Raw genomic sequence first — 23,380 nt, 5'->3', positions numbered from 1 at the left:
CGGCATTGCCCCGGCCCCTGCGATCGTCCAGACTGCGACGCCACGGGTTTCGGAGGGAAAGGGACGGGAAGCTTGGCTGAGGATGTGAAGGAGAAGGTTGCTGTCAATCGCAGGAATGCGACCGAGGCCGTGTTCGAGGATTTGCGCGGAGCGATCCTGTCCGGGCGCATCCCGGTAGGCAGCCGTCTGCCCTCCGAGGAAAAGCTGGCCCTGAATTACGGCGTCAGCCGTCCGATGATCCGCGAGGCGATGCGGTCCTTGCAGACCCTGGGTCTGACCCGCAGCCGGACGGGAAGCGGCAGCTATGTCATCTCGGCGCAGCAGGTCAGCGAACTGGCTTATGGAGAGCTTTCCGCGCGCGATCTGGTCGAGGCCCGCCCCTTTATCGAAATCCCGGCCGCAGGTTGGGCGGCGCTGCGGCGCGACGATGCAACGCTGGCCAAGCTGGTCGTGCTGTGCGACCGGATGGATGCTGAAACGGATTCCCTGACCTGGGTGCGGCTGGATTCCGATTTTCACTGCCTGATCGCCGAAGCCTCGCAGAACGCGCTGTTCGCCCGTGTCGTTACCCAATCACGGCAGGCGATGATGCGCCAGTCCGAACTGGTGAACCTGATGGCGGACCGCCGGATTTCATCGAACCGCGAACACCGCCTGATTGCCGAGGCGATTGCCGCGGGCTCGGAAATGGCGGCCCGCGACGCCATGCAGCAGCATCTGGCACAGGTCGAACAGGCGATGACGTGGATCGCGTCCTCGCCGCCGCCGGTCGGCGCTTAGGAAAGCGCCAGATCCGCCCCCAGAAAGCCCAGCGTCATGGCCACGACCAGAAGTGCGCCGACGATCCGGGGTGGGGCTGGCAAGGGCAGATCGAACCAGCGACACCCCGAGCCGATCAGGAATCCCAGCAGCAGTCCCCCGAATGTCTGGGTCATGGCTGGGTTCCGCTTTCGCCGGTGGGACCACCGCAAAGCGGGCGGGTGCTGTTGGCCCGATGCGCGGCCAACCGGTCGGTCAGGACATAGCCCAGCGTCATGGCAACGACCAGAAGCGCACCGATCAGCACGGGCGGCGCGGGCAACGGGATGCCCGCAACCCGGCAGGCGATGCCGATCGCCAGGGCAAGCAACAGGCCGATGACGGTCCGGATCATGTCGCGGTCTCCTTTGCCAAGGGCGCGGCGCGCGTCTCGGCGGTGCGGGGCGCAAGGTAATGGCGGATTTCGGGGGCACGCATGCCGCGATGAAAGGCCTGGGCACGGGTGTGGTTCTGCACGTCATGCTGGGTGTGGCGCTGATGCTGGCGCAGGTGCTCGGCCCAACTGGGCAGAAAGAACCACTCGATCCAGTTCCGGGGCGAGGCCGCGTCCTGATAGACCCCCCAGTCATGCGCGCCGTCGCGGTAGCGCTCGCCCGACAGGTCCGACATGGCGGACAGGAAATCCTCGGCCTCCTCAGGTTCGATCTCATAGGTGATGGTGATCAGGACCGGGCCGCGATCGGCGCTGTCGGCAGGATCGCCCTCGGTCTGGGGGTCGGGCCAGTTTGCTGCGGGGGTCAGGTCGCGCCCCTGCCCCTGCCCCAGCCGTGCGTGCCAGGTCAGCGGTATCGCCGCGACCAGCCCCGCTGCCGCCAGAAGCAGCGCAAAGCGGGTCGAGGTCATCCCTGCGACCTGCCCCCAGATGGTCGAACCCGCCGCCATGCAGCCATAGAACACCATCAGCGCAATCGACAGCCCGCGTGCCCGGACCCAGTTCGGCAGCGCCATCTGGGCCGAGACGTTCAGGCTGGTCAGCACCGCGATCCAGCCGAGACCACCGATGAATGCCGCGATGATCGCAAGTCCGCGACTGGCGGCAAGGCTTAGCAGCGCCATGGCCAGCGCGGTCGCGATCGTGCCTGCGGCGGTCAGCCCGTTCATGCCGAAATGGACGCGCAGGCTGGGAAGGACCAGCGCACCGGTGACGGCACCCGTGCCGATCGCGGTCAGAACCAGCCCGTAAAGCGTGGCCCCTCCGCCCGGGACGCCGCGCGCCAGCAGCGGCACGAGGGCCCAATAGGCGCTGGCGAAACTGAAGAAGGCAAAGGATCGCAGCAACGTCGCCTTGAGCGCGTCATTATGCAGCGCGTGGCGGAAGCCGGTCAGCATGGCGCCAAAGATCGGCTCGGGCGGCAGGCGCGAAGGCTCGGCCGGGGGCGGTTTCCACAGGATCAGCGCCGTGACGATGACGATTGTACTGGCTGCGTTCACAAAGAACGGCGCAGACAGTCCGACGGCGGTGATGAGCAGCCCGGCCAGCGCCGGACCGATGGCACGGCTGATATTCACCCCCAGCGAATTCAGCGCCACCGCCGGCGACAGCGTCTCGCGCGGGACCAGCGCGGGCACTATCGATTGCCATGCCGGCGCGATGAAGGCCGCCCCGGTGCCGACCACAAAGGTAAAGACCAGCAGAAGCTGTGGCGTCATCCGCCCCCACATCGTGACCAGCGCCATCAGCGTGACGACCATGCCCAGCAGAATGTTGACCGTGATCAGGTAGCGCCGCTTGTCGACGCGGTCGGCCAGCGCGCCTGCCAGCAGCACGAACAGAAACACCGGAACGGTGGTCGTGGCCGAGACCAGCGCCACCATGCCCGGCGACGGGCTAAGCTCTGTCATCAGCCAGCCCGAGCCGACATCGTTCATCCATGTCCCGATATTCGAGATCAGTGTCGCCGTCCAAAGCAGCGCAAAGGCCTTGTGCCGCAGCGGACTCCAGGCTGATTGCTGGTTCTGCGCCACGAGTTTCGGGATTTCCTGCATGCCCACCCGCCCTTTCGTCAGATCGCAAAACACGAGCAACCCAAGGCGCCCCAGAACCGACCAGCGTGGCGGACAGGCACCTTGTTGTTCCAGGCAATGCTATGGTCGTGAGCATGAAGAGCGCAAGCATTCCGGCAGTCTGAATGGCATGACGGGATGTCGCAGTCGCCCGGCGCGGCCATTGCTGCGGGACGCTGGCCGGGGCTGGGAAGGTGTCCCACCGGGCTCCAATCCGGACTGGCAGGGGGCAGTGGCGGGGCCAGGCCCGCAAAACCACCCTCGCCGTAAACCACCTTGCCCGCCAGCATGGTCAGGACCGAGCGGATGCCGCGGATTTGGTCGTCGGGCACGCGCATGTAGTCCGTGGAAAGAACTGCAAGATCGGCATGAAAGCCTTTGACAAGTCGGCCTTTTTCGCCAGATTCTCCGGAAAACCAGCTTGAGCCCTCGGTCCAGATCCTTAGGGCGGTTTCCCGGTCCAGCAGCGCGCTTTCCTCGGTCATCTGCAATCCGCCCAGACTGCGCCCTGTGGTCAGCCAGTGCAGCGCCACCCATGGATCGTAGGACGCCACGCGGGTCGCGTCGGTGCCGCCGCCGACCGGCACACCGTCGGCCAGCATGCGGGCCACGGGCGGCGTGGCGCGGGCAGCCTCGATGCCGTAGCGGGCGGCGAAGTACTCGCCCTGAAAGGCCATGCGGTGCTGGATGGCGATGCCGCCGCCAAGGGCGCGGATGCGCTCGATATTGCGGGGGGTGATGGTTTCGGCATGGTCGATGATGAAGCGCTGGTGAAAGGGCGTGCGCCCGTTCACCCGCTCAAACACCGTCAGGAAGCGGTCGATCGTCTCGTCATAGGTGGCATGGATGCGGAAGGGCCAGCCGTTCGTCGCCAGCAATTCGACGATGCGCTCCAGCTCGGCCTCCATATGGGGGCCGGGTTCGGGGCGGGGTTCAAGGAAATTTTCAAAATCGGCGGCGGACCATGTCAGGTTCTCGCCCGCGCCGTTCATCCGCAGCAGGTCGGAACCTGCGCCCGGTTCGGTCATCGCGATCCAGCGTTCGTAATCGGACAGCTCGCTGCCCGGCTTTTGCGCGAACAGGTTATAGGCCAGCCGCAGGGTCAACTGGCCGGAACTGTCCAGATGACGGATGACCTCGTAATCCTCGGGATAGTTCTGGCCGCCGCCGCCCGCGTCGATGACGCTGGTGATGCCCAGACGGCTCAGCTCTCGCATGAAGTGCCGGGTCGAGTTGATCTGGTCCTGAAGTGGCAGCTTTGGTCCCTGCGCCAGCGTCGAGTAAAGGATCAGCGCCGAGGGTTTGGCCAGCAGCATCCCGGTCGGATTGCCACGCGCGTCACGTTCGATCACACCGCCGGGCGGGTTCGGGGTGTCGGGGCCGATGCCCAGCACCCGCAACGCCGCCCGGTTCAGAAGCGCCCGGGCGTAAAGATGCAGGACAAACACCGGCGTGTCAGGCGCGGCGGCGTTGATTTCGTCCAGGCTGGGCATGCGGCGTTCGGCAAACTGGAATTCGGACCAGCCGCCGATCACCCGCACCCATTGCGGCGCAGGCGTGCGCGCGGCCTGCTCGCGCAGCATCCGCAAGGCATCGGCCAGCGACGGCACATTTTCCCAGCGCAGCTCCATGTTGTAGCTAAGACCGCCCCGGATCAGGTGGGTATGGCTGTCGTTCAAGCCCGGAATGACCCGTCGCCCGGCCAGTTCGATGACCTGCGTCTGATCGCCCTTCAGCCGCATGATGTCGCGATTGCTTCCGACCGCGGCAATCCGGCCACCCGAGATGGCAAGCGCCTCGGCCTCGGGGCAGGCGGGATCAAGCGTCGTGATGCGGCCGTCGGTCAGGATCGTGTCAATCATGCTTGCGCTTTCATCGATAAGTTGGGCGCCGCGCCCGGCGGAAGGCTTGGGGAAGCCGGGCGCGGCGTAACCGGTTACTCGGCGGCCTGAGGCGACAGCGCGGCCGGCACCGGAGCAAGGCGCGGGCCATGGGCCACGCGCTCGGGGGCCTTGTGGACCATGGTATAGGCGTAATCGACACCCATGCCGTAGGCCCCGGAATGTTCGCGGACCAGCGCCATCACCGCATCATAGGTATCGCGCCGTGCCCAGTCGCGCTGCCATTCCAGCAGCACCTGCTGCCATGTCATCGGGACCACCCCCGCCTGAATCATGCGCTGCATCGAATAGTCATGCGCCTCGCGCGAGGTCCCGCCCGAGGCATCGGCGACCATGTAGATCTCGTATCCGCCCTCAAGCATGGCCGACAGCGCGAAGGTGTTGTTGCAGACCTCGGTCCAAAGCCCCGAGACCACGACCTTGCGCCGCCCCGCCTGTTCCAGCGCATCGCGCACTTTCTGGTCGTCCCATGAGTTCATCGAGCTGCGCTCAAGCAGCGGATGATCGGGAAAGACCTCCAGAAGCTCGGGATAGGTGTGGCCGGAAAAGGCTTCGGTCTCGACCGTGGTGAGGGTGGTCGGGATGTTGAAGATCTTGGCGGCCTTGGCCAGCGCGACGGTGTTGTTCTTCAGCACCTGCCGGTCGATCGACTGCACCCCGAAGGCCATTTGCGGCTGATGATCGATAAAGATCATCTGGCAGTTTTCGGGGGTCAGCAGTTCAAGCTTGTCGTTCATTGCGATGCTCCCTTGGGTTCGGCGGATCAAAGCGAGGAAATGAAGGCCAGCACGTCGTGGTTGAACTGTTCAGGCTCGGTCTCGGCCAGCCCATGCGAGCCGCCGGGATAGACTTTCAGCGTGCCCTTGGCGGTCAGCTTCACCGCCTTTTCCGCCGCGGCACCAATGGGCACGATCTGGTCGTCGTCGCCGTGGATGAACAGGACCGGGACGTCGATCTTTTTCAGGTCGTCAGTGTAGTCGACTTCCGAAAATTCGTGGATGCAATCGTACAGGCCCTTGATCCCCCCGGCCATGCCCTGCAGCCAGAAGGCGTCCTGCAGGCCCTGACTGACCGTCGCCCCTTCGCGGTTGTGGCTGTAGAACGGCACCGCCAGATCCTTGAAGAACTGCGAGCGGTTGCTGGCCACGCCCGCGCGAATGCTGTCGAAGACGTCGATCGGCAGGCCCTCGGGGTTGGCCTCGGTTTTTGCCATCAGCGGCGGAACCGCGCCTGCCAGCACGACGGCCGCGACACGGGCGGTGCCATGGCGGCCAAGGTAATGCGCAACCTCACCGCCGCCGGTGGAGTGACCGATCAGGATCGCGTCCTTCAGATCCAGCGCCTCGATCAGGTCGTGCAGATCGTCCGCATAGCGGTCCATGTTGTTGCCATCCCAGACCTGCTGCGAGCGGCCATGGCTGCGCCGGTCATGGGCGATGACGCGGTAGCCCTTCTGACCAAAGAACAGCATCTGCGTTTCCCAGGCATCGGCGCTGAGCGGCCAGCCATGCGAGAACAGGATGGGACGGCCCTGCCCCTGATCCTTGTAAAAGATCTGCACGCCGTCCGAGGTGGTGATGTAGCTCATGGTCAGGCTCCGTTTTCAGTGACATGGGGGCGGCCAAAAGCCGTCCCCGTTCGCCACGAAAAGCGCCCCTGCCCCGGCCGTCCGCCGGATTGCAGTAGCCTGACGGCCCGAGAAGACATTGCGGGGCGCAATCGTAACTTGCCGCTGACCCTAGCCCCGGATCACCCCCTCGATCTTGCAAGCTCGTGCTGCGCGTTTCACGATCGTCGCGCAGGAAAACGGCGCGCCTTGGCGCGCCGCAATCCGTTCACAGGATGAAGTCGCTGGCCGAAAGCGTCATCCGATCGTCGAGCAGGATCGAGAAATCCGCCACCCGGTCCCCGTTCACATCGCCCGAAATCAGCGTACCGCCGCTGACCGCCCGCGCCGAGACCTGACCCGCCTGACCCGTAAACCCGGCATTGCCGATATAGGTAAAGGCCTGTTCGCCCGTGCGGTTCGTATTGGCGTCGATCGCGCTCAGGTCGATGCGATCATGCTGGCTGCGGCTGAAATCGGTGATGATATCGCGCCCGCCCGAGGCAACGGTCGACTCGGTCCTTGCGGTAAAGACGAAGGTATCCGCCCCGGCACCGCCGGCCATCCGGTCTGCCCCGGCCCCACCGATCAGACGGTCCGCGCCCGCGGCTCCGTTCAGGATATCGTTGCCGATCTCGCCCAGCAGCACGTCGTTGCCGCTGCCACCGTTGATATTGTCATTGCCCGCTGCACCATTCAGACGGTTGTTGCCCGCATTGCCGGTCATGGCATTCGCAAGGCCGTTTCCGGTGCCCGACAGGTTGCCGCTGCCATTCATGGCAAGGTTTTCGACATTCGCCGTCAGCGTGTAATTGACCGAAATCTGCGCCCGGTCAGTGCCCTCATTGGCATATTCGGTGACGTTGTCCGAACCGTCGAGGATGTAGAATTCGTCGTTGCCCGACCCGCCATACATCCGGTCGTTGCCAGCGCCACCCGAAATCGAGTCATTGCCAGCGCCGCCATAGATCAGGTCATTCCCGGCATAGCCGATCAGGGCGTCGTTCCCGCCAAAGCCCGCGATGTTGTCGGCATAGTCCGAGCCATAGACGATATCCGACCCGCGCGCGATATAGGCGATCAGCCCATCGGCATTTCCGGCATTGATCGCATCGAAGGCCGTCGCCGCATCGACTGAGAAATTGTAAGCCTCTCCAAGCAGAGTATTGCCGTAATATTCGGCATAACCAGTCAACGTCCCATAGACGTTTCCATAGGAATCATAGCTGAAATTTCCATAATACTCATAAGTATGGGAACCGACCTGAATGACGATCGCGTCATAACCTGCCCAAGTGACAGTCCCGTAAGACGTGCCGACACCCCACATCCTCATACCTACGTAAGCGTCGAAAACGGCCATCGCCCAATCTCCATTGCAATCGTTAAAAACGAACACTCGTCACGCGGAGGCATGGTGGCGATCGGGGGAAATTCCCAGCCAGCGCCCATGCATCTTTTGTCGACACAAATTCGCTGATGGCGGAAGCCGATGATCTCGTCAACGGGATTTGTTAACAGATAGTTAACGACGCCGTCTCTTACCGCACGCGGTCGCGCCAGCGCCCCGGCGACATGCCCTCTATGCGGCCAAAGACGCGGGTGAAATGGCTCTGATCCGAGAAGCCGCAGGTCAGGGCGACCTCGACCAGCGACAGGTCCGTGGTGGCCAGCAACCGACGGGCGCGTTCGATGCGCTGGTTCAGCAGCCATTGATAGGGCGTCACCCCGGTAGAGTCGCGAAAGGCGCGGAAAAAGCCGTGGCGGGACAGGTTCAGCGCCTCGGCAATATCGGCGATCGAGACCTTGTCCCCCTCGCCTGACATCAGCATATCCTGCGCGCGGCGGATCATCACCGGGGCCAGCGCGCAAAGCCGGTCGCTATCCGAACCGCCATCCGTTCGATATTGGTGCAGCAAATGTGCACCGATTGTGGTCGCCAGCTGCTCAATGAACAGCGGATCAAAGGACTCGGGCGCGGCCAGCGCGGGCAACAGGGCCTGAGCCAGATGGCGCAGGATCTGGTCCTCGCGGCCCTGAACGCGCGACAGGGTTTGACCCTTGCCGCGGGCGCTGATCCGCTCGGCATCCTCGATGAAATTGCGCGACAGCTCGATCAGAAAGAAATCGAAATGGCCGTCCATTGTCGCGGCGTAATCGCTGTCGAAGTCGCGGATATAGATGTCGCCCCGGTCGAACAGCCGGTCCTGTACCCGCCCCCCTTCACCGCCCTTGCGGCGATGGCCATCGGCCAGCGAGATTCCGACCAGCAACCCACGCTCCTGCGCGGGCGTCGCGACCGTGCTGCGATGCAGTCCCGGCGCGGCCTTGCGGCGAAAGACGATATCGCCGGTGCAAAGCACATGATCGGCGGACAGGGCCGTGGTGGCGCATCCCAGCGAATCCATGGTCTTGACGCCTCGTTCCATCGACTGAAGCTGAGCACTCATCCTGTAGCCTTTCCTTGCGATCCGTCTGGCGCGAGGTTTTTCGGTTTACAACTTGTGGGTGTTCCCGATCCCGTTTGGGAGAGCTTGAATATTAATGCGCCGTATTTCGCGATCCTTGTCTTTCTAGACCTTGGTATAGTGACCGGGATTCTGGCTAATGTTTGTGCGGTCTGCGTGAAACTTCGGCACAGACGGGTGATATTTGCGGATGTGACGGGCGCAGCATTGCTGACGGCCTCATCCGATGCGATCTGGGCCGCAGGAAGCGGCGGAAGGGATCATGGAAAAACGCCTGTCGATCATCGTCATCGAAGAGGATGCCCTGCGTGCCGAAACCATCGTCGATGGGCTGCGCGAGGCCGGAGACCATGACATCCGTGTGCTGGCCGAGGTCGCGGGCCTTGCCCGCCATATCGCCGAGTTTCACCCCGATATCGTGCTGATCGATCTGGCCAACCCATCGCGCGACATGCTTGAGGATCTGGCGCTGGCCTCAAGCCCGACTGAACGACCGGTGGCGATGTTCGTCGACCGCTCGGACGAAGGGCTGACCCGCGCCGCGATCGAGGCCGGCATCTCGGCCTATGTTGTGGACGGGCTGCGGCAGGACCGGATCAAGCCGGTGCTGGATGCGGCCATCGCGCGGTTCCACATGTTCCAGCGCATGCGGGCCGAACTGGCCGCGACCCGTGCCGCCCTTGAGGAACGCAAGTTGATCGACCGCGCCAAGGCCATCCTGATGAAGGCCCGCGACATCGACGAAGAGGCCGCCTATGCGCTGCTGCGCAAGACGGCGATGGATCAGGGCAAGCGCATGGGCGACATTGCCCAACAACTGGTGATGGCGGCGGGGCTTCTGTCATGCCGCTGACGCCGATCCGACTGGGCTATCTGCCGCTGATCGACGCGGCCCCGCTGATCGTGGCGCAGGAGCTGGGCTTTGCATCCGAGGAAGGCCTGTCGCTGGACCTGATCCGCCTGAACTCATGGGCGCAAAGCCGCGACATGCTGGGCGCGGGTCTGATCGAGGCCGCCCATATGCTGGCCCCCATGCCCGTCGCACAAGCGATGGGGCTTGGTCCGGCCCTGCCGCCCAGCGATCTGGTCATGGTGCTGTCGCAGGGCGGTCAGGCGATTGCCGTCAGCCCCGAACTGGCCGAGGCTTTGCGTCTCGGTGGCCATGATTTTGCCTTTTCCGATGCCATGGCCGCAGGTCGCGCCCTGCGCGCCGCAGTGAACAAACCCTTGCGCATCGGCGTGCCCTTCCTGTTTTCGACCCAGCACGAGTTGGTGCGCCACTGGCTGCACCATTCCGGCTTCGGCGACGATATTTCGGTCGTGACCGTCCCACCGCCAAACATGGCCGAGGCCATGGCGGCAGGCGAGGTCGACCTGTTCTGCGTGGGTGAGCCCTGGGCATCCTTCGCGGTGGAAAATGGCATTGCCTCGCTGATCTTGCCTGGCATCGCAATCTGGGCGGCCCCGCCGGAAAAGGGGCTGGTGCTGAACCATGCCTTTGTCGAGGGTCAGCCGGACCTGACCGGTCGCCTGATGCGGGCGATCTGGCGTGCCGGGCGCTGGCTGGACATGCCCGAACATCGCGGCAGTGCGGCCGAGATCCTTTCCCGTCCCGAATATCTGAAACTGCCTTCGGAACTGGCCGAACGCGGCCTGACCGGGCGGATGATGGTCTCGCCCATGGGCGAAATGCGCGACGTGCCCGGCTTTATCGCGTTCAATGCGGGATCGGCCAGCTATCCTTGGCGCAGCCTTGCCGCCTTCTTTGCCGACCGGATCGCGCGTCGGCATGGCCGCGACCCTGCCGAGGCGATGCGCCGCGCCATGGCGGTTTATCGCACCGACCTTTATCGCCAGCACCTGCGCGAGGCCGGGGCCGAGCTGCCCGGCGCTTCGGCCCGGCTGGAGGGCGCGCTGGCCACGGACCTGCATGTCCCGGCCGAGCGTGGGCAGATGATTCTGCGTCGCGACGCGTTCTTTGACGGCACCACATTCGAGCCACCATTCGCGATCTGAGCGAAATCCGGGCATTTTGCGCCCGCAGCGAAGCAATGCCGCCGTATCGCGCAGCAGCAGCATTCCGACACGGCGAAAATCCATCACGACAGTTGAGTGACAGGCCCGGCACGGGCAATGTGATCTTACGGCCCGGCGCAACGGCGCGACCAGGCCAGCTCGCAATGATGCGGCATGATCCCGCGAGGATGCGGAATCTTGCGAAAGCGTGCGATCCGAACCGCTGAGGTTCCGCGAGCATCGTTTTCCGACAGCAGACGCTTTTCAGTCAACGCCATCGGAGCATCCCATGACCATGTCCCCCTCGTCCGAGGCAAATCGCGCCCTCGGCCTGTCCACCTTCGCCTTTGTCATCTGCTTTGCCGTCTGGACGATCTTTGCCATCATCGGCATCCAGATCCGCGAACAGCTTTCCCTGACGGAAACCCAGTTCGGTCTGCTGATCGGCATGCCCGTCCTGACCGGATCGCTGGTCCGCATCGTGCTGGGGGTGCTGACCGACCGCCTTGGCGGACGCGTTGTCTATACCCTGACCATGCTGGCTGCCGCATTGGCGACCTTCCTGCTGGGCTGGGCCCAGACCTATAACCAGATGCTGCTGGCCGCGCTTGGCGTCGGCCTTGCGGGTGGTTCCTTCGCCGTCGGTGTGGCCTATGTCTCGCGTTTCTACTCATCGGCGAAACAGGGCACGGCGCTTGGCATCTTTGGCGTCGGCAATGTCGGCGCGGCGCTGACCAAATTCGTCGCGCCCTTCGTCATGGTGGCCTATGGCTGGCAAGCGACGGCACAGATCTGGGCCGCCGTTCTGGCGCTGACCGCGATCCTGTTCTGGATCTTCAGCAAGGACGATCCGGTCACCATCCAGCGTCGCGGCGCATCGGCCCCGCTGCGCAGCCTGAAGGCCGAATTCGCGCCGCTGAAGAACGTGCAGGTCTGGCGCTTCGCGGCCTATTACTTCTTCAGCTTCGGCGCCTTTGTCGCGCTGGCTTTGTGGCTGCCGCGCTACCTGATCGGGGTCTATGGCTTCGATATCAAGACCGCCGGCATGATCGGCGCTGCCTATTCCATCCCGGCCTCGATCTTCCGCGCCTATGGCGGGGTGCTGTCGGACCGCATCGGTGCGCGCACGGTGATGTACTGGACTCTGATCGTGTCGCTGGCCGCCACTGCGATCCTGGCAATCCCCTCGGGCGTCTCGACCCCGGTGTTCCTGGTGGTGATCTTTGTCCTTGGCTTCTTCATGAGCCTCGGCAAGGCCGCCGTCTTTAAGCACATCCCCACCTATTACCCGCAGAATGTCGGCGCAGTCGGCGGTCTGGTCGGCATGATCGGCGGCCTTGGCGGTTTCTTCCTGCCGCTGCTCTTTGGCTGGCTCAAGGACACGACGGGCCTGTGGTCCAGCTGCTTTGCCGTCCTGTTCCTGCTGGTCGCCGGTTGCCTGATCTGGATGCATGTCTCGATCCGCCGCCTGAACCGCGCCCCTGCCCTGCAAACCGCCTGAAAGGAACCCCAGCCATGAAAAAGAAGCTAGTGGTCATTGGCGCCGGGATGGCTTCGGGCCGGATGCTCGAACAGCTGTTCGATGCTGCCCCCGATGCCTACGAAGTCACCCTGTTCAACGGAGAGCCGCGCGGTAACTACAACCGCCTGATGCTGTCCCCGGTCCTGTCGGGCGAAAAGACCTACGAAGACATCGTCACCCATGACGATGACTGGTATCGCGCAAACGGCGTGGATTGCCGCTTTGGCGAGCCGGTGGTCAAGATCGACCGCAAGAACCGCATCGTCTATTCGAACAAGGGCGGCGCGCCCTATGACGCGCTGGTCATCGCCACCGGCTCGGCCCCGTTCATCATCCCGGTTGTGGGCAAGGAACTGCCCGGCGTCGTCACCTATCGCGACCTCGAAGATACCCATGCGATGATCGATGCGGGCGTGGCGGGCAAGGATGCCGTGGTGATCGGCGGCGGTCTGCTGGGGCTGGAAGCGGCGGCGGGCATGGCCGCACGCGGCGCGAAGGTCACCGTGATCCATATCATGGGCCACCTGATGGAGCGTCAGTTGGACCCCGCCGCAGGTTACCTGCTGAAAAAGGATCTGGAAAAACGCGGCATCACCGTCCATTGCAAGGGCGCGACCAAGGCGATCATGGGCCATGACCGTGCCGAGGCCGTGCTGCTGGAAGACGGCACCGTCTATCCCGCCGATCTGGTCTGCATGGCCGTCGGTATCCGCCCGGAAACGCGCCTTGCCAATGACGCCCATCTGGAGGTTGAACGCGGCATTGTCGTCGATGACGCCATGCGCACCAGCGATCCGCATATCTTCGCGCTTGGCGAATGCGTGGAACACCGCAAGCAGCTGTTCGGTCTGGTGGCTCCGCTTTACGACCAAGCCAAGGTGCTGGCGAAAACCCTGCTGGACCAAGCCGCCGAATTCGTCCCGGTCCAGACCGCGACCAAGCTGAAGGTCACCGGCTGCGATCTGTTCAGCGCCGGGGACTTTGCCGAGGGCGAGGGCCGCGAAGACATCGTCTTCCGCGATCCGGGCCGCGGCATCTACAAGCGCCTCGTGCTGCAGGACAACCGCATCATCGGCGTCGTCATGTATGGCGAGACCGGCGACGGAAACTGGTTCTACGGGCTGATGAAGGACGGCACCGACATCAGCGAGATGCGCGAGACCCTGATCTTTGGCCCGGCCTTCCAGGGAGGGTCCAAGCTGGACCCTATGGCGGCCGTTGCAGCCTTGCCGCCTGAGGCAGAGATCTGCGGTTGCAACGGCGTTTCCAAGGGCGTGATCATGGATGCAGTGGCGGGCGGGGCCTGCACGCTGGATCAGATGCGCGCCTGCACCAAGGCCAGCGCCTCTTGCGGCACCTGCACCGGGCTGGTGCAGCAGATCATGGCGTTCGCTCTGGGTGGCGAGGTGAACGAAGCGCCCGCCGGCATGTGCAAATGCTCTGACCACACGCATGAGGACGTGCGCCGCCTGATCAAGGTGATGGGGCTGAAATCCATCCCCGCCGTCATGCAGGAACTGGGCTGGAAAACCGTCGGCGGCTGTCATTCCTGCCGTCCGGCCCTGAACTACTATCTGCTGGCCGAATATCCGCTGGAATACAAGGACGACCGCCAGTCGCGTTTTGTCAACGAACGCAACCACGCCAATATCCAGAAGGACGGCACCTATTCCGTCGTGCCGCGCATGTGGGGCGGGGTGACGACGCCTGCCGAGCTGCGCGCCATCGCGGACGCTGCCGACAAATACAACGTGCCGATGGTCAAGGTGACCGGCGGCCAGCGCATCGATCTTTTGGGCGTGCGCAAGGAGGACTTGCCCCATATGTGGGCCGATCTGAACGCCGCCGGGATGGTGTCGGGCGCGGCCTATTCCAAGGGTCTGCGCACGGTCAAAACCTGCGTCGGCAAGGAATTCTGCCGCGTCGGCACGCAGGATTCGACCGGGCTTGGCATCAAGCTGGAGAAGCTGATGTGGGGGTCGTGGACGCCGCACAAGCTGAAGCTGGGCGTCAGCGGCTGCCCGCGCAACTGCGCCGAGGCGACCTGCAAGGACATCGGTGTGGTCTGCGTCGACAGCGGCTACAACATTTCGATCGGCGGCGCGGCGGGGATGGAGGTCAAGGAAACCGAGCATCTGGCCTCGACCCCGTCCGAAGAGGAAACCATTCAGATCATTCTGGCCGTGACCCAGCTTTACCGCGAGAACGGCAAATATCTGGACCGGATCTGGAAGTGGATGGCCAAGGTCGGCCTCGACTGGATCAAGGCGCAGGTCGTCGATGATCTGGAAAACCGCCGCGCCCTCGTCGAACGCTTCGAGATCAGCCAGTCGGTCTATCGCACCGACCCCTGGGCCGAGCTTTCCACCCCCGCCGAGACGCCCAAATGGGGCCCCCTTGCAGACCTGACGCTGGAGGCAGCGGAATGACCACATTCGTCGATATCGGCGCGCTTTCGGACGTCCCCCAACAGGGTGCGCGCGTCGTGAAAACCGTGCAGGGCTGCATCGCAGTATTCCGCACCGCAGATGACCGGGTCTTCGCCCTTGAGGACCGCTGCCCGCACAAGGGCGGCCCGCTTTCCGAGGGGATCGTGCATGGGACCTCGGTCACCTGTCCCCTGCATAACTGGGTCTTCGACATGAACTCGGGCGAGGCTCAGGGCGCCGACGAAGGCGCTGTCCGCACCTATCCGATCCGCGTCGAAAATGGCCGCATCCTGATCAGCGCCGAATTGATGGCCCGCCGGGCTGCCTGAGGAGTCACATCATGTCCTATGTCAATCCATCTGATTTCGCTAAAAAAATGGTCGATGCTGGTGAGGCCAAGGTCTTCATGTCGACCCGTGACACGCTGATCCGCGCCTATATGGCGGGGGCGATCCTAGCGCTGGCGGCCGCATTCGCCGTCACCGTCACGGTCAATACCGGCGATCCGCTGATCGGCGCGCTGCTGTTCCCGGTCGGGTTCTGCATGCTGTACCTTCTGGGCTTCGATTTGCTGACCGGGGTGTTCACGCTGGTGCCTCTGGCGTTGATCGACAAGCGGCGCGGCGTGACAATGAAGGGGCTGTGGCGCAACTGGGGGCTGGTATTCGCCGGGAATTTCGCGGGGGCCTTCACCGTCGCGGTGTTCATGGCGATCATCGTGACCTTCGGCTTCTCCGAGGCCCCCAACGCCGTCGGCGAAAAGATCGGCCATATCGGCGAGGGCCGGACGCTGGGCTATGCGGCGCATGGCGCGGCGGGGATGCTGACGCTGTTTGTCCGCGCGGTCATGTGCAATTGGATGGTCTCGACCGGGGTCGTGGCCGCGATGATGTCCACCAGTGTTTCCGGCAAGATCATGGCGATGTGGATGCCGATCCTCGTCTTCTTCTACATGGGCTTCGAACATTCCATCGTGAACATGTTCCTGTTCCCCGCGGGCATCCTGCTGGGCGGGCAGTTCACCTGGATGGACTACCTGATCTGGAACGAGATCCCGACCGTGCTGGGCAATATGGTCGGCGGCATCACCTTTGTCGGTGCGGTGATCTATGCCACCCATCACAAGACCTCGCCCGAACGCCAGCGCAATGCCGACGAGGTTCAGCCCGTCGCGGTTCCCGCCGAGTAGAGCCAAGGACCATCACATGACCATGCATCCCGCAGTTTCGACGATCCGCACCACCTGCCCATATTGCGGAGTAGGCTGCGGGGTGCTGGCCAGCCCGGACGGGACGGGCGGGCTGAACATCATGGGTGATCCGGCCCATCCGGCAAACCGGGGGCGGCTTTGCGTCAAGGGTTCGGCCTTGGGCGAGACGCTGGACCGCCAAGGTCGGCTGCTTGCCCCGCGCATCCACGGGCGCGAGGCAAGCTGGGACGATGCGCTGGATCTGGTCGCGGCACGGTTTGCGGAAACCATCGCCGAACACGGCCCGGATTCGGTCGCTTTCTATGTCTCGGGGCAATTGCTGACCGAGGATTACTATGCCGCCAACAAGCTGATGAAGGGCTTCATCGGCTCGGCCAATATCGACACGAATTCGCGGCTGTGCATGGCGTCCTCGGTCGCGGGGCATCGCCGCGCCTTTGGCACCGATACGGTTCCGGGGCTTTACGAGGATCTGGAGCAGGCCGATCTGGTGGTGCTGACCGGGTCGAACCTGGCATGGTGCCATCCGGTGCTGTTTCAGCGCCTTGTCGCCGCCAAGGAAGCCCGCCCCGAAATGCGCGTCGTGGTGATCGACCCGCGGCGGACCGCAACCTGCGATCTGGCCGACCTGCATCTGGCGATCGCGCCGGGGGCGGATGCGGTTCTGTTCAATCTGCTGCTGGCCGCGATTGCTGAGCGTGGTGCAGTGAACCAATATTTCATCAGCAATGTGAATGGCTTTGACGCCACAATTCACGCTGCGCGCGAAGCCGATCCTGCCGCCACCGGCCTGTCGGCCGAGGATCTGGAGCGTTTCCTTGACCTGTGGACCGGCACGGAAAAGGTCGTCACCGTCTATTCGCAGGGCATCAACCAGTCGGAATCCGGCAGCGACAAGGTCAATGCGATCCTGAACTGTCATCTTGCCACGGGCCGGATCGGTCGTCCCGGCATGGGGCCGTTCAGCGTCACCGGCCAGCCCAATGCCATGGGCGGGCGAGAGGTCGGCGGTCTGGCCAATATGCTGGCCTGTCATCTGGATATCGAAAACGCGACCCATCGCAGCGCCGTGCAGGATTTCTGGGCCGCGCCGCGCATGGCCGAGAGACCCGGCCTGAAAGCTGTCGACATGTTCCGCGCGGTCGAGGACGGGCGGATCAAGGCCTTGTGGATCATGTGTACCAACCCCGCCGTTTCGATGCCCGAGGCGGACCGCGTCGCCCGTGCCATCGCCGGCTGCGATTTCGTGGTGGTCTCGGACATGGTCGCGGAAACGGACACGACTCGTCTGGCCCATGTCCTGTTGCCCGCGACCGGTTGGGCGGAAAAGGACGGGACCGTCACCAATTCCGAGCGTCGGATCAGCCGCCAGCGTCGCAGCATGGCCCCTGCTGGTCAGGCCCGCGACGATTGGCGCATCATCGCCGATGTCGCCACCCGCATGGGTTGGGGCGAGCATTTCGCCTGGACCAACCCGGCCCAGATCTATGCCGAGCATGCCGCCCTGTCCGGCGTCGCGGGCAGGCTTGGCAGCGATTTCGACATCTCGAGCCATGCCGGGATCACGCGGGACGCCTATGACCGGCTGGAGCCATTCCTGTGGCCGCAATCGCCGCGCAAATCGGGCGGCCGCTTCTTTGGCGATGGCCGCTTTCACCATCCCGATGGCAAGGCGCGGATGATCCCGGTCACGCCGCGCGCCCCGCAGTCGGTCAGCGCCGAACATCCCTATCGCCTGAATACCGGTCGGGTCCGCGACCATTGGCACACGATGACCCGCACCGGGATTTCGGCCCGTCTTTCGCGCCATCTGGCCGAACCCTATCTGGAGATCCATCCACGCGATGCCGAGGCCTTGGGACTGTCGGTCGCGTCGCTGGCACGGGTCAGCAGCCCCGAGGGTACCGCGATCCTGCGGGTTCTGGTCACCGACCGGGTCGCACCGGGACATCCCTTTGCGCCGATCCATTGGACCGGGCAGACCGCGCCCTCGGGGCGGGTGGATGTGCTGGTTCCGGGCGTGACCGATCCTGTCTCGGGTCAGCCCGCCTCGAAATCCGCGCCGGTCGCGATCGCCCCGTTCCGCGCTGCGTGGTATGGCTATGCGATCTCGGCCGGGCCGATCATTCCCGCCAGCGCCTATTGGGCGCGCGCCGCGATTGAGGGCGGCTGGCAGGCCGAACTGGCTGGCGAGGCCGATCCCGAATGCTGGATGGATCATGCCCGCGCCCTGTTCGGGCTAAGGGATGAGCCGCTGACCGTGCATGACCGGGCCAAGGGCCAGATCCGGCTGGCCTTCATGCGCGAGGGCCGCTTGCAGGCTGCCCTGTTCATCGCGCGAGAGCCGGTCGGTCTGTCGCGCAGCCATCTGGGCAGCCTGCTGGGCGGGGAAAATGCCGGGGACGCGCTGGCGGGCAGGCCCGGTGGCGACCGGCCCGATCACGGCGCGCTGGTTTGCGCCTGCTTCAACGTCGGCGTGAACCTGATCCGCAGCACCATCGGCGCGCAGCGCCTGACCACGGTCGATGAGGTCGGCGCTGCATTGCGGGCGGGAACGAATTGTGGTTCCTGCCGCCCCGAGATCAAGGCCCTGCTGGCCAGCGCCGCTAGGGCATGAGGTCCCGCCCGCCGAGGCCCGTTTTCAGCTGAAGTAATCCTGATGCTCGGCGCGGAAGCTGTTTACCCAATCGGGCTCTTTGTGCAGATGCACGCGGATGGCTTCGACCGCGGCATCCTCGTCGCGGGCCTCGATGGCGGCCACGATCCGTTCGTGCCCCTGCAAAATCTCGCGGATCTTGTCCTCGGCATGGGTCTGCAGCCGCCGCACCCGGTCCAGATGCCCCGATCGGGAACGGACCAGCGCATGCAGGTCGTCCTGCTGCAGGCCGCCGAACAACACCCCGTGGAAATACTCGTCCATCTCCTGGAACAGCTGCAATTGCGAGCGGTCGGTGGCCAGGCTGCGCTGCAGCTCGATCACGGCGCGGCCGAAATCGACCACATCCTGTGCGCCCTTGCGGGCAAGACGGCGCACCACCTCGGTCTCCAGCGCAACTCGCAGGAACTGGGCCTCTTGCACGCGGGTCGCGTCGATCCGGGTGACCAAAGTCCGCGATTGGGGAAAGATCTCGACCAGACCGTCCTGCTCCAGCCGCTGCAGCGCGTCGCGCAGCGGGGTCTGGCTAACATCGTAGCGCTGCGCCAGTTCCGCCCGCAGCAGGCTTGCGCCCGGCGGCAGCTCCAGCGACAGGATGCGCTGACGCAGGTCATCGTAAATTCTGGCGGCTGCCGAGCGCGGCTGGTGGCGCATATTGTGCCGTGCCAACTCGACCGCCGCCTTGACGGACAAATTCATCTCTTTCCCCCTTGTCGCAGCCCGAAGGCGCGCGGCGCCTCCCAGCTGCCTGCAAGCAGAATACAGGCTCGGCTCGGCATGAAAACTAAAATATATGCGCAAGCTCAGGCTGTGTCGCGCCGTCTCGACATTCCTGCCGCTTTGCTTCCACAGTGGCGGCGGGCGGATCGCAGAGGAGAGCCGGATGCAACAACAGCAGAATTCCCGCAGCGGCGGACAGGTGCTGGTCGATCAACTGCTGATCCATGGCGCGGATTGCGCTTTTTGCGTCCCCGGCGAAAGCTATCTTGAGGTGCTGGACGCGCTGCATGACGTGCGCGACCGTTTCACCCTGTACAATGCCCGGCACGAGGCCGGGGCCGCGAACATGGCAGAAGCCTATGGCAAGCTGACCGGGCGGCCGGGCATCTGCATGGTGACGCGCGGCCCGGGGGCGTGCCATGCCGCCATCGGAGTGCATGTCGCCTATCAGGATTCGACGCCGATGATCCTGCTGGTCGGTCAGGTCGGACGCGGCACGGTGGATCGCGAAAGCTTTCAGGAAATCGATTATCGCCAGATGTTCGGCCCGGTGGCGAAATGGGCGGCACAGATCGATGATGCCCGCCGCATCCCGGAATACATGGCGCGGGCGTTCCGGGTGGCGACCTCGGGGCGGCCGGGTCCGGTGGTGCTGGCCCTGCCCGAGGACATGCTGACCGAATTGGTCGAGGTGGCCGACGCCCCGCCCTATGTCCCGACCGCGCCCGCGATGGATTCGGCGCAGGTGGCCCGGATCGTGCAGGTGCTGCGCGGGGCCAAGCGACCGCTGGTCTTGGCCGGAGGGTCGGGCTGGACCGATGAGGGGGCCGAGGCCTTGCTGCGCTTTGCCACCGACAATGACCTGCCGATCGCCACATCGTTCCGGCGTCAGGACGCGATCGACAATGACTCGGACCATTATGTCGGGGATTTCGGCACTGGCGTCGCGCCCAGCCTTGTCCGCCGACTGGCCGAAGCCGACGTGCTGCTGGTCATCGGTGCCCGACTGGGCGAGATCACCACCCGCAACTATGTCTCGTTGAATGTGCCTGATACCGGCAAGGTGCTTGTCCATATCCATGTCGATGCCGATGAGATCGGGCGCGTCTATAGCCCGACCTTGGGCATTGCCGCGGATTCGACCGCTGCGGCTCTTGCGCTGGCAGGAACGGATCTGGGTCTGTCCGGGCATGGCGACTGGCGTCAGACGCTGCGCGAGGAATATCTGGCCGATACCCAAGCGCCCGCGCATGACCATCCGCTGGATATGGGACAGGCGATGCTGGCGCTGCGCGACGCCCTGCCCGCCGATGCGGTCATCACGCTGGATGCGGGCAACCATACCGGCTGGCCGCAGCGGTTCCTGCGCTATGGCCGTCCGGGTCGGCAGATCGGATCGACCTGCGGGGCGATGGGCTATTCGGTCCCCGCCGCTGTCGCCGTATCTCTGCAGGACCCGGCTCGGCAGGTGCTGGCCTTTGTCGGCGATGGCGGCTTCATGATGAGCGGGGCCGAAATCGCCACCGCCGTCCAGCATGGCGGACGTCCGATCGTGCTGGTCTTCAACAACGGCACCTATGGCACGATCCGCATGCATCAGGAACGCGAGCATCCGGGGCGTGTTTCCGGCACTGATATCGTCACCACCGATTTCGGGGCGCTGGCGCGGGGCTTGGGGGCGGAATTCGCCCGTGTCACCCAGACCGCTGAGTTCCTGCCCGCGATCAAGGCCGCCTTCGCCTCGGCCCGGCCCACGGTGATCGAACTGATGACCGATCCAGAACAGATCTCGACCCGGACCACCATCGCGAAACTGCGCGGCCAATAAGCGAAAGGCCCGGAGATTTCCGGGCCTTTCCTGATTTTCTTAGAATTTGCGCGACAGCGACAGCTTGAAGTTGCGTCCCGGTGCCGGGCCGCCCAGCCAGCTGGCCGGGGTGTAATCGGTGTTGGTGACGTTATCGACGCCCATCTGCACCTCGATCCCCTCGGCGACGCCAGCTTGCGGCGACCACGAGGCAAAGATGTCATGCACGCCGTAACCCGCGCGATGGGTCCCATCGGGCTTGTCGCGGCCAGCGGCCAGCGTGCTGCGCGCGCCGATGCGCCATGCCTCGTTCGCGTTCCAGGTGGCCTGCAGCATCAGACGGTTGTTCTGCAGCGTGTCCAGATCGACATCATCCTGATCGACGCCCTCGGTCACGGTGATCGCCGCGCCCAGTTCCCAGTCGTTCAGCAGGTAGCTGGCCTCAAGCTCGCCACCCTTCAGATATGCGCGCTCGATATTGGTGTAATAGGCCATCGGACCCGCACCGGCGCGGATGATCATGTCGTCGATATGGTTGCGATACAGCGTTACCTTCATCACCGCCTGATCGCCCTCGGCAAGGATTGAGCTGCCCGTATAGGAGGTGCCGATCTCGATGTTCTTGCCCTTCTCGTCCTTCAGGTTCGGGTTGGGCGCGGTGATCATCGAGCCGTCGTAAAGCTCATCCACGGTCGGGATGCGGTTCACGAAGGCGACTGAGCCAAAGACCGACCATTGATCGTTCAGGCGATAGATCGCGGCGATCTGCGGTTCGACCGCCTCAAAGCTGCGCTCATCGGCGTCAAAGCTGACGCTGTCCTTGGGTTCGGTGCGCTGTTTTTCGTAGCGCAGGCCGGAATTGACCGTCAGCCGGTCCCAGGTGACTTCGGACAGGGCATAGACCGACCAGCCGCGGGTGTAACCCTCGGGGTGGGACGAGGACGGCACGCTGGACGAACGGTCCTGCTTCCAGATTTCCGCCCCGGTGATCAGGAAATGCTCATAGCTGTCGCCCGAGAGGTCGGCCACGTTGTTCAGCTTGAACTTCCACAACCGGTAGTCGCGCTTGCCCAGCAGCGAATCCATGATCGGCTCGGCCGGGTCGTCGCCCTGCTGCACGTCCTTCATCGTGTTCGTGTAGGACAGGGCTGCGGTCAGGTCGATGTAGCGGTTATCGGCCGGGTTCCAGCCCCATTCCGCCTTGGCGGTCTGGTCGCGCGTGGTGATGTCGCCCACCCCCCACGAGAAGCCGGGATAGAACAGATCCTTCTGCGCCCCGTGCATCTGATCGAAGTCCTGATTGTCGCCCTTGGCTTCCAGATGCTGATACGAGAACGCGACATATTGGTCGCCAAAGGTCTTCTTGGCCTTCAGCAGCACGTTCGGCGTGCTTGAATCCGAACGGATGGTGGTGTTGCCATCGGAATCCTTGGTGTCGCCCAGCTTGCGCCATGCGAAGGCCGCGACGGCTTCGAAATCCTCGGCCGGACGCCAACCAAGCGCGACGCTGCCCAGAATGCTGTCCGGGTTCGAGGCAAAGCCGATCTTGGCCTTGCCGCCAAAGGTCTTGCCCTCTTCGATCAGGTCTGATGCCTCGATCGTCTCCATCGCGATCACACCGCCAAGCGCGCCCGCACCGTAAAGCGTGGACGAGCCCGGGCCACGCAGAACCTCGACCTGACGCAGGAAGTCGGGTTCGACGAACAGCGAGCCCTGACGATAGGATTCGTAGTACTTCTCCTCGCCGTCGATCAGCTGGACAATGCCCGCCTCGCCCCCGGCCAGACCGTTCGCGCCAAAGCCGCGGATGTTGAAGCCCTGACCAAAGAAGCTGCCCGAACCGGTGCCCGCGACGCCCGGAACCGTGTCCAGCACCTCACCGATATGGATCGGCGCAATATCGTCAAGCTGCTGCTGCCCGACGACCGAAACCGACTGCGGCACCTCGGAGGCCACTTTCGGCTGCCCGGCGCGCAGGACCAGCGGGTCCAGCAGGAATTTTTCCTCGGTCGCGGCGGTGGCAGCAGCGTCCTGTGCCCAGACCGGAGCGGTGATCGCCAGAGCCGTCAGGCAGGTCGTGCTGGCAAGCAGCGCGATGCGGAGCGGGAGTCGTGACATTATGTCCCCTTGCGTTTCTTAAGTTTTTTGCTGGCGAACGGCTGGCATCTTGCGCTGCGTTAAGTTTTCCGAGTAAAACTGTCAATGATACATTCGCCCCGTTA

19 protein-coding genes are annotated in these 23,380 nt (G+C 64.2%); 9 read left to right on the top strand and 10 right to left on the bottom strand.

Annotated elements, in window-relative coordinates; genetic code table 11:
- The first annotated feature begins 72 nt into the window (after positions 1–72).
- Positions 73–780, top strand: a complete 708-nt coding sequence (locus tag GL300_RS12955; protein WP_155040059.1) for a FadR/GntR family transcriptional regulator — start codon at positions 73–75, stop codon at positions 778–780.
- On the opposite strand, the gene GL300_RS12950 is transcribed toward GL300_RS12955, so the two are convergent.
- The 8 genes from GL300_RS12950 to GL300_RS12915 form a co-directional block, all read right to left on the bottom strand.
- Positions 777–935 (bottom strand): DUF1427 family protein, encoded by a 159-nt coding sequence (locus GL300_RS12950; RefSeq protein ID WP_155040058.1) that lies wholly within the window; start codon positions 933–935, stop codon positions 777–779. The two genes, GL300_RS12955 and GL300_RS12950, sit on opposite strands and share 4 nt — an antisense overlap.
- The gene (locus GL300_RS12945; RefSeq protein ID WP_155040057.1) at positions 932–1,153 is read right to left on the bottom strand and encodes a DUF1427 family protein; all 222 of its coding nucleotides are present in this window, start codon (positions 1,151–1,153) and stop codon (positions 932–934) included. The genes GL300_RS12950 and GL300_RS12945 overlap by 4 nt, the downstream gene beginning before the upstream one ends.
- A complete protein-coding gene (locus tag GL300_RS12940; protein WP_155040056.1) occupies positions 1,150–2,805 on the bottom strand; it encodes an MFS transporter in 1,656 nt (551 codons plus the stop codon). Before GL300_RS12940 ends, GL300_RS12945 begins: the two co-directional genes overlap by 4 nt.
- A gap of 17 nt (positions 2,806–2,822) precedes the next feature.
- Complete coding sequence (locus GL300_RS12935) at positions 2,823–4,685, bottom strand: amidohydrolase (RefSeq protein ID WP_155040055.1); 1,863 nt, start codon at positions 4,683–4,685, stop codon at positions 2,823–2,825.
- A gap of 74 nt (positions 4,686–4,759) precedes the next feature.
- Complete coding sequence (locus tag GL300_RS12930) at positions 4,760–5,461, bottom strand: hydrolase (protein ID WP_155040054.1); 702 nt, start codon at positions 5,459–5,461, stop codon at positions 4,760–4,762.
- Positions 5,462–5,487: 26 nt separating this feature from the next.
- Positions 5,488–6,312, bottom strand: a complete 825-nt coding sequence (locus GL300_RS12925) for an alpha/beta fold hydrolase (RefSeq protein WP_155040053.1) — start codon at positions 6,310–6,312, stop codon at positions 5,488–5,490.
- A gap of 247 nt (positions 6,313–6,559) precedes the next feature.
- Positions 6,560–7,693 (bottom strand): calcium-binding protein, encoded by a 1,134-nt coding sequence (locus tag GL300_RS26690; protein ID WP_155040052.1) that lies wholly within the window; start codon positions 7,691–7,693, stop codon positions 6,560–6,562.
- Positions 7,694–7,871: 178 nt separating this feature from the next.
- Positions 7,872–8,780: a helix-turn-helix domain-containing protein gene (locus tag GL300_RS12915; protein WP_155040051.1), complete on the bottom strand. Its 909-nt coding sequence runs from the start codon at positions 8,778–8,780 to the stop codon at positions 7,872–7,874.
- 280 nt (positions 8,781–9,060) lie between these two features.
- Between GL300_RS12915 and GL300_RS12910 the strand changes: the two genes are divergently transcribed.
- From GL300_RS12910 to GL300_RS12880, 7 genes are all read left to right on the top strand, one after another.
- Complete coding sequence (locus GL300_RS12910; protein WP_155040050.1) at positions 9,061–9,651, top strand: ANTAR domain-containing response regulator; 591 nt, start codon at positions 9,061–9,063, stop codon at positions 9,649–9,651.
- Positions 9,642–10,814, top strand: coding sequence for an ABC transporter substrate-binding protein (locus GL300_RS12905; RefSeq protein ID WP_155040049.1), 1,173 nt, complete (start codon positions 9,642–9,644; stop codon positions 10,812–10,814). Before GL300_RS12910 ends, GL300_RS12905 begins: the two co-directional genes overlap by 10 nt.
- A gap of 289 nt (positions 10,815–11,103) precedes the next feature.
- Positions 11,104–12,315, top strand: a complete 1,212-nt coding sequence (locus tag GL300_RS12900; protein WP_155040048.1) for an MFS transporter — start codon at positions 11,104–11,106, stop codon at positions 12,313–12,315.
- A gap of 14 nt (positions 12,316–12,329) precedes the next feature.
- The gene (gene nirB / locus GL300_RS12895; RefSeq protein ID WP_155040047.1) at positions 12,330–14,765 is read left to right on the top strand and encodes a nitrite reductase large subunit NirB; all 2,436 of its coding nucleotides are present in this window, start codon (positions 12,330–12,332) and stop codon (positions 14,763–14,765) included.
- Entirely contained in the window at positions 14,762–15,094 is a 333-nt protein-coding gene (gene nirD / locus GL300_RS12890) for a nitrite reductase small subunit NirD (RefSeq protein ID WP_155040046.1), read from the top strand. The genes nirB and nirD overlap by 4 nt, the downstream gene beginning before the upstream one ends.
- A gap of 11 nt (positions 15,095–15,105) precedes the next feature.
- Entirely contained in the window at positions 15,106–15,954 is an 849-nt protein-coding gene (locus GL300_RS12885) for a formate/nitrite transporter family protein (protein ID WP_155040045.1), read from the top strand.
- 16 nt (positions 15,955–15,970) lie between these two features.
- On the top strand, positions 15,971–18,592 hold the full coding sequence (locus GL300_RS12880; RefSeq protein WP_246195168.1) for a nitrate reductase: 2,622 nt from the start codon (positions 15,971–15,973) through the stop codon (positions 18,590–18,592).
- 24 nt (positions 18,593–18,616) lie between these two features.
- Here GL300_RS12880 and GL300_RS12875 read toward each other — a convergent pair whose 3' ends face one another.
- Positions 18,617–19,330, bottom strand: a complete 714-nt coding sequence (locus tag GL300_RS12875) for a GntR family transcriptional regulator (protein ID WP_155040044.1) — start codon at positions 19,328–19,330, stop codon at positions 18,617–18,619.
- 184 nt (positions 19,331–19,514) lie between these two features.
- Between GL300_RS12875 and GL300_RS12870 the strand changes: the two genes are divergently transcribed.
- Positions 19,515–21,179, top strand: a complete 1,665-nt coding sequence (locus tag GL300_RS12870) for a thiamine pyrophosphate-dependent enzyme (protein ID WP_155040043.1) — start codon at positions 19,515–19,517, stop codon at positions 21,177–21,179.
- A gap of 39 nt (positions 21,180–21,218) precedes the next feature.
- On the opposite strand, the gene GL300_RS12865 is transcribed toward GL300_RS12870, so the two are convergent.
- Positions 21,219–23,276 (bottom strand): TonB-dependent receptor domain-containing protein, encoded by a 2,058-nt coding sequence (locus GL300_RS12865; protein WP_155040042.1) that lies wholly within the window; start codon positions 23,274–23,276, stop codon positions 21,219–21,221.
- Positions 23,277–23,380 lie beyond the last annotated feature (104 nt).

It is taken from the genome of Paracoccus litorisediminis (genome assembly GCF_009711205.1).
GTDB lineage: Bacteria > Pseudomonadota > Alphaproteobacteria > Rhodobacterales > Rhodobacteraceae > Paracoccus > Paracoccus litorisediminis.
This window is presented reverse-complemented; position numbering and strand designations above follow the sequence as displayed.